We start from the raw sequence: 6,658 nt of genomic DNA, 5'->3' as shown, positions 1-6,658 counted from the left end.
TTAAAGATCATGGTATTGAGCAATCAATGTCTAGAAAAGGAAATTCATTAGATGATGGATTAATGGAAGGTTTCTTTGGTATCTTAAAGCGAGAAATGTTCTATGGGTTTGAGAAAACATTTAAGAATTTAGATGAGCTTGAAAAAGCAATCAAAGAATATATTTATTACTACAATAACAAAAGAATCAAGAGCACAATAAAAAACCATACTCCGATTCAATATCGAAATATGGTTTTAAATCAACTGGCTCAATAATATGTCCTAATTTTAGGGTTCATATCATTCATCGTCCTTTTATTTAATATTTTTATAAGTCAATTTCTAATAATAATGGTGCATGATCTTTACGTTCACCCGTATCAATCATTTCTGAACGCTTAACTGCATCAGCAATACGGTTAGAAACTAAATAATAATCAATTCTCCAGCCTGAATTATTAGCTTTACTTGTACGTACTCTTTGAGCCCACCATGAATAAACACCTTCTACATTACCGTGAACTTTACGGAAAGTATCTGTAAAGCCTTTAGCAAGTAATTCTTCAAAATCATGACGTTCTTCATCAGTAAAGCCAGCATTATGATGATTATTTTCCGGATGCTTTAAATCAATTTCTGTGTGAGCCACATTATAATCACCGCTTGCAATTACTGGCTTTTTTTCATCTAACTCGGCTAAATAATCAGCATATTGATGGTCCCAGCCTTGGCGATCATCCAATCGCTTTAATTCATTCCCAGAATTAGGTGTATAAACTTGAGTAACAAAAACTTCTGGAAATTCCATGGTGATAATGCGGCCTTCATCATCCATTGGATCTGGGGCATCAATACGAGGATAAGTTACTTCAGGATCGTATTCTTCTTTATATAAAAACATTGTACCAGCATAGCCCTTACGTGCAGGTTCTTCTGAAGATCGCCAGACATATTTATAGCCTGGGAAATATTCTGTTAATTTCTCTTGGTGTTTTTTTGTTGGTCCAGTTGCACGTAATTTAGTTTCTTGAATGGCAATTACATCAGGATCATTTGCCTTTATTGTTTTCAATACTACGCGAGTTTCTTGCGCACGATTAGAATCACTTGTCAAAGCCGCATTTAAAGAATCAATATTCCAAGATATTAAGATCATATAGCTTTTATTCCTCTCCAATTATTTTGTTAAAATTATACCGTTAAATCTAATTCTAACAAAATTGGAGCATGATCTTTACGACTTCCACTATCTAAAATTTCAGCTTTTTGAATTAAATCTTTTATTCGATTAGATACCAAAAAATAATCAATTCTCCAGCCTAAGTTATACAATTTACTCGTTCTAATTCTTTGATCCCACCATGAATAATCACGCCCATCAGGATGCTTAAAGCGATAAGTATCAGTAAATCCTGCATCAATTAAATTCTCGAAATCTCTTCTTTCAGTAGGCGTAAACCCAGCAGAATTTTGATTCTTTTCAGGATGCTTTAAATCTACCATTCCATGGGCGACGTTATAGTCACCACTTGCAATTACAGGCTTTTGGCTATCTAATTGCTTTAAATATTCACAATATTTTTTGTCCCAAATCTCGCGTGCTTCAAGACGTGCCAATTTACTCCCAGCATTAGGCGTATAAACTTGGGTAACAAAGAATTTACCAAAATCTAAAGTAATAATTCTACCTTCATCATCCATAGTTTCTGGAGCATCAATCTTGGGATATAAAACTTCTGGATCATATTCATTTTTATAAAGGAACATTGTTCCTGAATAGCTTTTTTTAGCTGGTTCTTCTGAAGACCGCCAGACATATTTATAATCTGGGAAAAATTCTGTTAATTTTTCTATCTGCTTAGGAGTAGGTCCAGTAGGACGTAACTTTGTCTCTTGTATTGCTATTACGTCTGGCTTTTTTTCTTTTATACTCTTTAAAACTTCACGAGTTTCTTGTGCACGACTAGAATCACTTGTTAAAGCAGCGTTAAGTGAATCAATATTCCAGGAAATAAAAATCATACTTCTTTTCCTTTCTTAATTATTTCTTTCACTCTTATCTTACCGCTAAGTAGTCACAATATAGAAAAAGCAGCCCTTGCGGACTGCCGTTTATTTTTTGGAGTTTTATTTTGAGTTTATGAAAATCACTTTTAAAATTTATTTTTTAAGTTGTTTTTACCTAAGCTTCTCTACCATGAATCATTGAAAGGATCCATGAAACAATAAGTACTAAGATAATTGCTCCTAGTAATGATGGGACGATAGCCATGCCAGCCAGTTGTGGGCCCCATGCTCCTAGAAGTCCTTCACCAATTGATGATCCGACTAATCCAGCAATAATATTTAAGATCCAGTTCATTGAACCGCCCTTATGAGTGATTGCTCCCGCAATCAAACCAATAATTCCACCTACTATTAAAACCCATAACCAGTGCAGCATAAGAATGCGCCTCCTTTATAAAATATTTTTTACATTATTTATTCGAATTTATTTTTTATTATTTAGCGTGAGATTTTTCAGCTTCTTTTTTCTTAGCCTTTAAATCTTGTGCCATATGCGTAACTTTATCCTTGGCTTTACCCTTTGCTCCTTGAGCTTTTCCTTCAAGTTCACGGGCTTTATCACCCGTAATCTTGCCCTCAACTTCTTTGAGTTTGCCAGCGACTTTATCTTTTAAGCCATGTTTATCTTTCGTCATAAATATATCCGTCCTTTCTGGATAGGTATAATTAAGAAAATAAGCGATTGGCCAATCAATTTATTTTTCTTGTTATAATTATATTATCATCTGCTAATGGTTACTCAAAATTTAAACTCTGGCAATTTAATCTCTTAAGCTTTTCTTAATAACTGTTAACAACTATCTCTTTCTAACTTATTGTATAATATAGAAGAGAATTATTTTGATAGTCATTTAATTTAAAAGGAGAATACAATGTTTTCATTATTATTATGCCTCTTTATTCTGTGGCTATTAATTAAATTAGGAGTAAGCATAGCAAAGGCCGTAATAATTTTAATTGCTATTGGAATTGTGGCAATTTTTCTTTCTTACATTCTATTACCTCTTCTTGCCATTTTGGCATTAATAGGTGTAGGAGCTTTACTTGCTCACTCCTATAAATAAAAGAGTTCTAGCTGAGCTAGAACTCTTTTTTACTTTTTCTTAAGTTAAATTTAAGACATAGCTTAAATTTTGACAGTTTATTTAACCTAAATTAGACTAAAGATAAGAATTAATTCTATAAAAAAGATAGATTACACACCAAGGGAGTTTCCTATGACAACAAGAATTATTACGGACTCAAGTGCAAATTTTTATGATAAAAATATTGATGGGATTGAACACATCAGTGTCCCTCTTTCCTTACGAGTAGATAATAAAGAATGGATTGATGATGAGAATCTAGACCTTACTGCTTTTCAAGCTGCTTTAAAGGCTACTGATGATAAGTCCACTTCATCTTGTCCAAACTTAAATGCTTGGCTTGATGCTTACCGTGGTGCCGACGAAATTTTTGTAATTACAATTACTGGGGCATTATCAGGTAGTTACAATGCAGCTATACAAGCAGCTAAAATTTATCACGAAGAAGATCCAAAAGCTAAAATTTTGGTTTTTGATTCTCGTTCTGCCGGTCCTCAACTTCAACTTTTAGCTCGTAAAATAGCTCGTTTAGTTAACAAAGGCTATTCTTTCGAGGAAATTGTTAAGGAAGCAGAAGCTTACCAACACCATATTGCTTTAATCTTTGCCTTAAAAGACTTAACTAATTTAGCAAATAATGGACGTGTTTCTAATACAGTAGCTAAGATGGCAAGCTTATTAAAGATGAACATTATTGGAACAGCTAATAACAAGGGTGAATTTGATATGGCTGGTAGAGCACGCGGTGTCAAAAAAGCTCAAACAAAGATGCTTTCTGACATGATTAAGAATGGCTATATTGGTGGTCGTGTACAAATTGACCAAGTAAATAATATTGAAGGTGCTGAAGCCTTTAAACAAGTAATTTTAAATAAATTTCCTGATGCAGATGTTAAAATTGGTGAATGTGGTGGCTTATGCAGCTACTATGCTGAAGAAGGCGGCATCATGGTCGGTTACGAAAAATAAATAGTACTTTTGAATTGAAATTAATTAAAAAAGAAAAAGGTCTTACTAAGAAATTATTTATATTCTTAGCAAGACCTTTTTAATATGCTTTTTCAAAGTCATTTTGCATCAACTTAACAAATTCAGGATAAGTTTCTACTTCAAATAAAGGATGTAAGTTTAATGTATTTTTACGATGACGGTGATTATACCAAATACTATCTACGCCATATTTTTCAGAACCTAAGATATCTGATTGTAGTCCGTCACCAAAGAAGATCGTTTCATTAGGGCCAATTTCTGTTCGACTAAAGAAATAATCAAAGGCATGTTCACTTGGCTTGGAATAATGAGCTTGATCAGAAGTAACGATCAAATCAAAGTACTCTTCAATTCCTGCTAGTTGCAAGCGGTGGTGTTGCATAAAGTTTTCACCATTTGAAAAGACAGTTAACTTATATCCTTCTTTTTGTGCAAAACGCAAAGTATCCTCTACTCCTGGAAGTAATTTGTGGGCTTCACCAAAGTAGGAATGATATTCATTCATTACTTCTTTACCATCAATTGTTTCGCCATAAATGCGTTTAATGAAATCACGAAAAGTTTTTTCATTTAATTCATCAACTGTAATTTCACCTTGTTCAAGCTGGCGCCATAACGCCTGATTATAAGTATGAAATTGCTTTTGTATATTGGGGCTCAATTCCCAATTATGCAAACGAAATAAAGTGTGTAAAGCATAATCTTCGGTTGAGGCAAAATCAATTAAAGTATCATCTACATCAAAAATTATCTGTTTATATTTCATTAAACTCACTTCCTTTTTTATAGGTAATAGTTTTGATTATATCAGAAATTAATCATTTAAAGGTATTCGAACATAGTATTCTTTTTCATCTTCATGATCAAGATAACCACCATTTTTTTGCATAACTCGCAATGAAGCTGGATTATCCTTATGACAAGCAAGGTAAAGTTCTGATTCTGGAATAATACTTTTAGCCTTTTCAATTGCTAAAGTAAGTCCCTGACTAGCCAAACCATGTCCACGATACTCTTTTCTAATTCCATAACCTAAGTGTCCCGGACCCTGACGTAAAAAATTATTTAAATAATGACGTAATTTAAATACACCTACTGGCACACCATTTAACCATAAAATATAAGTACTAGCAGGAACATAGCCACTTGGTAAATTTTTCCCTTGTCCCATCTCTAGCATTGCTGGAATTGCTTTAGTTTTAAATTCTTTAAACTCAATTCCTGCATATTCATTTTCAAAGCCATTTTCATCTTTTGACATCGTTGAAAATAATTCATATTCTTCTTTAGCATGAAGCGTATCTATTTCTTTTAATTCTAGCTTCAATTTTCTCTCTCCAAGATTCATTTACATTATTAAGGTGCCTTTTATATAATTAAAATTATTAATTACAGAAAGGTTTTTCACTATGAATCATATTTTAACAAAACGTGTCTCATTGATTGAACTATTTTATGATTTAGTCTATGTGTACATGATTTCCCGGGCAACAAGTCTAATTCACCACCTTCATCATGGTGTTATTAGTCCGGTAACATTTATCATCTTTGCTCTAGTAATTATTGTCTTCATTAATTCTTGGATGATACAAACCGTTTTTACCAACCGGTATGGTACTTCTTCATGGACAAATGTAATTTTCTCTTTTATTGATATGGGGATTGTACTATACATGTCAAATGCATTCACTGCCACCTTTGACCACCATTTAGCAATTTTCTTTCTGGCAGCCGGATTACTTTCTTTAACTCTCTGCATTCAATATATAATTGTCTATGCTCAAGCAACCAAAAAGTACGACAAAGATATTGCTCGCGCATTTGCGCTCATCTTGGCAGTCCGTACAATTACTCTTCTAATCGGTGGTATTTTTCCGAATAAAATTGGTACAATAATTGCCCTAATTGGAATTTTATTTTCTTGGATTGGACCTGCATTTACTGGAAAATATACTCGTCAACATCCTATTATTTTCTCACACTTACTAGAAAGGCTAACTGCCTTAATTATTTTAATGTTTGGCGAGACTATTGTTGGTATTGCCAACTATTTTACTCAAAGCAATTTATCTATTTATTCAATTTTAATTTTTATTAGTGTGGTAAGCCTGTTTTTTACTTATATTGTTGAATTTGATCATATGATCAATGAAGAACAAACAAAGGAAACAGGAAACTTACTGATTTATTTACACTATTTCATTTTATTTGGTATCAGTCTCGTTACCGTTTCGCTTAATTTTATTAATGAAGAATCCGCACAACCAATTTTCGCAGTTACTTGTCTATTTATTGGCTTAGTACTCTTTTATATTGGTCTATGGATTGCTAATTACTATAACAAAATCGTTGTTAATAAAACTATTATTATTGCCTTTTCCCTTACTACATTAGTTGGTTATCTGATTTGCTTTAGCTGGCATGTTTTTCCTATTTTTGCTATTGTTACTGCGCTTGTAACCCTATTAAACGCAATCTATTTAACTAGTTACATGATTAAACATAGTAATAATTAAAACTCAAAATAAAAAAGAG

General features: G+C 32.7%; 10 protein-coding genes. 4 read left to right on the top strand and 6 right to left on the bottom strand.

The annotated features are described in order from the left end of the window. The coding region (locus tag LrDSM24759_RS04515) for an IS3 family transposase (protein ID WP_133297789.1) at positions 1 to 257 on the top strand (257 nt) is incomplete at its 5' end. 52 nt (positions 258 to 309) lie between these two features. Here LrDSM24759_RS04515 and LrDSM24759_RS04510 read toward each other — a convergent pair. The 4 genes from LrDSM24759_RS04510 to LrDSM24759_RS04495 form a co-directional block, all read right to left on the bottom strand. Beyond that, on the bottom strand, positions 310 to 1,137 hold the full coding sequence (locus LrDSM24759_RS04510; RefSeq protein WP_117118304.1) for an exodeoxyribonuclease III: 828 nt from the start codon (positions 1,135 to 1,137) through the stop codon (positions 310 to 312). Positions 1,138 to 1,172: 35 nt separating this feature from the next. Further along, positions 1,173 to 2,003 (bottom strand): exodeoxyribonuclease III, encoded by an 831-nt coding sequence (locus LrDSM24759_RS04505; RefSeq protein ID WP_117118303.1) that lies wholly within the window; start codon positions 2,001 to 2,003, stop codon positions 1,173 to 1,175. Between the two features lie 160 nt (positions 2,004 to 2,163). Then, complete coding sequence (locus LrDSM24759_RS04500; protein ID WP_117118302.1) at positions 2,164 to 2,424, bottom strand: GlsB/YeaQ/YmgE family stress response membrane protein; 261 nt, start codon at positions 2,422 to 2,424, stop codon at positions 2,164 to 2,166. A gap of 58 nt (positions 2,425 to 2,482) precedes the next feature. Then, positions 2,483 to 2,683: a CsbD family protein gene (locus LrDSM24759_RS04495; protein WP_117118301.1), complete on the bottom strand. Its 201-nt coding sequence runs from the start codon at positions 2,681 to 2,683 to the stop codon at positions 2,483 to 2,485. Between the two features lie 237 nt (positions 2,684 to 2,920). Here LrDSM24759_RS04495 and LrDSM24759_RS04490 point away from each other — a divergent pair, with 237 nt between their 5' ends. Both LrDSM24759_RS04490 and LrDSM24759_RS04485 read left to right on the top strand, forming a co-directional pair. Beyond that, positions 2,921 to 3,112 carry a hypothetical protein gene (locus LrDSM24759_RS04490; protein WP_117118300.1) on the top strand — a complete coding sequence of 64 codons (192 nt, stop codon included), beginning with the start codon at positions 2,921 to 2,923 and terminating at the stop codon, positions 3,110 to 3,112. A 153-nt stretch (positions 3,113 to 3,265) separates the two neighbouring features. Further along, a complete protein-coding gene (locus tag LrDSM24759_RS04485) occupies positions 3,266 to 4,102 on the top strand; it encodes a DegV family protein (protein ID WP_117118299.1) in 837 nt (278 codons plus the stop codon). Positions 4,103 to 4,181: 79 nt separating this feature from the next. Here the strand turns inward: LrDSM24759_RS04485 and LrDSM24759_RS04480 are convergent, their stop codons facing one another. Together LrDSM24759_RS04480 and LrDSM24759_RS04475 are read right to left on the bottom strand one after the other, a co-directional pair. Further along, positions 4,182 to 4,889, bottom strand: coding sequence for a YjjG family noncanonical pyrimidine nucleotidase (locus tag LrDSM24759_RS04480; RefSeq protein ID WP_117118298.1), 708 nt, complete (start codon positions 4,887 to 4,889; stop codon positions 4,182 to 4,184). A 48-nt stretch (positions 4,890 to 4,937) separates the two neighbouring features. Next, entirely contained in the window at positions 4,938 to 5,450 is a 513-nt protein-coding gene (locus LrDSM24759_RS04475; RefSeq protein ID WP_157964239.1) for a GNAT family N-acetyltransferase, read from the bottom strand. A gap of 82 nt (positions 5,451 to 5,532) precedes the next feature. Between LrDSM24759_RS04475 and LrDSM24759_RS04470 the strand changes: the two genes are divergently transcribed. Beyond that, complete coding sequence (locus tag LrDSM24759_RS04470; protein WP_117118296.1) at positions 5,533 to 6,639, top strand: low temperature requirement protein A; 1,107 nt, start codon at positions 5,533 to 5,535, stop codon at positions 6,637 to 6,639. Positions 6,640 to 6,658: the final 19 nt, after the last annotated feature.

This window comes from Lactobacillus rodentium (assembly GCF_003423665.1).
In the GTDB taxonomy this organism is placed as follows: domain Bacteria; phylum Bacillota; class Bacilli; order Lactobacillales; family Lactobacillaceae; genus Lactobacillus; species Lactobacillus rodentium.
This window is presented reverse-complemented; position numbering and strand designations above follow the sequence as displayed.